Source organism: Mesorhizobium album, from assembly GCF_033977205.1.
GTDB lineage: Bacteria > Pseudomonadota > Alphaproteobacteria > Rhizobiales > Rhizobiaceae > Mesorhizobium > Mesorhizobium album.
This window is the reverse complement of sequence record NZ_JAVIIW010000117.1, coordinates 1-1,713: the sequence shown is the minus strand read 5'-3', so window position 1 is coordinate 1,713 and position 1,713 is coordinate 1. Positions and strand designations below refer to the sequence as shown.

The 1,713-nt window shown below is 65.8% G+C and carries 1 protein-coding gene; it reads left to right on the top strand.

Going from position 1 to position 1,713, the window contains the following annotated elements:
• The first annotated feature begins 150 nt into the window (after positions 1 to 150).
• A complete protein-coding gene (locus RFN28_RS34430) occupies positions 151 to 1,662 on the top strand; it encodes an IS66 family transposase (RefSeq protein WP_320291572.1) in 1,512 nt (503 codons plus the stop codon).
• The last annotated feature ends 51 nt before the right edge of the window (positions 1,663 to 1,713 follow it).

Below are 1,713 nucleotides of genomic sequence, written 5' to 3'. Positions count from 1 at the left end.
GTAACCGGGGCAAAACCGGTGGCGGACGCGGCGTTATGACTCGGGTGTATCGGGTTGGGGTGGGTGGCGGTTTGGCGGGCGGCGTGATTCCATCAGGCCATGTCGGAGCCACCAGATTCTCGAACGCTGACCCCTACGGACCTGCTCGACATGATCGTGCAGTTGCGGGCGGAGGTCGCCGGGCTTCGCGCCGAGAATGCGGCTCTGAAGGATGAGATCCGGCGTCTGAAAGGTCTACCGCCGCGCCCGACGCTGAAGCCGAGCGGGATGGAGCAGTCGTCCAAGCGGAGCTCACCTGCGGCGACGGGTCCGAAGCGGCGTGGCTCGAGCCGGGCGATCGTCACCGAAGAGCGCCGTCTTTGTTATGAGCCGCCACCGGGCTCGCGGTTTCTGGGGCGGACAAGCTTCGTGGTGCAGGATCTGACGATCGGGGTGCGGGTGGTCCGCTATCATCGGGACCGCTGGCGTTTGCCGGATGGCCGGATCGTCGTCGCTCCGCTGCCGGACGGGGTTGACGGGCACTTCGGTCTGGAACTTCGGCGTCTGGTGCTGTCACTTTATCACCAGGGTCAATCGACCGTGGAGCGGATCGTCGCGTTGCTGCGCGACTTCGGCGTGTCGATCTCCAAGCGCCAGGTCGTGCGGATCCTGACCAGCAAGATCGACGCCTTCGTCGCCGAAGCGAAGCGGGTTCTGACGGCCGGGCTCGCTGCGGCCGGTTGGGTCAGCGTCGACGACACCGGGGCCCGCCATGGCGCGGTCAATGGCGTGTGCACGCAAATCGGCAATGACCGGTTCGCCGTGTTTACGACCACCAAGTCGAAGAGCCGGCTGAACTTCCTGCGGCTCCTGCACGGCGGGTCGGCCCGGTGGGTCCTGAACGCCGCCTCACGCGCCTACATGCTGGAGCGCGGGCTGCCGGTGGTCACGACGGATCTTCTGCATGCCGGGCGCGAGCCGTCCGTGTTCGAGGACGAGGCGTCATGGGACACCCATCTGCTCGCCCATGGCCTGGAGCCCAAGGATGGCCCTCTGGACCCGTTCCGCATCGCCAGTGAAGGCGCGTTGTGGGGCGGTCTGACCGAGGCAAAGGCCCTCGACGGCACCGTCATCCTCAGTGATGGGGCGGGCCAGTTCGCAATCGGCGAGCACGCGCGGTGCTGGGTCCATATGGAGCGGCAGATCCATGCCCTCGATAGCTTCACCGAACCGCAGCGCCGCGCCAAGGCCCTGATCCAGAGCCGGATCTGGTGGCTCTACAACGACATCAAGGCCTGGTGTCTGGAACCGACGCCCCGAAGAGCCAAGGAACTGGCCCGGCGGTTCGACCGGATCGTCGGCATGAAGACCAGGTTCGTGACCCTCGACCGTCTACTCGCGCGCATCCGGACCGACCGCCAAAGCTTCCTGAAGATCCTCCAACGCCCGGACATTCCGCTCCATACCAACGGCTCGGAGAACGATATCCGCAGCGTCGTGACCCGGCGCAAGATCAGCGGCGGAACCCACAGCGACCAGGGCCGTGCCGCCCGCGACACCATGCTCAGCATGATGAAGACCTGCAACAAGCTCGGTGTCAGCTTCTGGGATTATCTCGGCGACCGCCTCGGCATCCCTGGCAGTAAGGTCCTACCGCTTCCCGTTCTCATCGCCGCTCGCTGAACCCCAACAGCAGATCCACCCGCGCAACACCACCGGTTTTGCCCCGGTTAC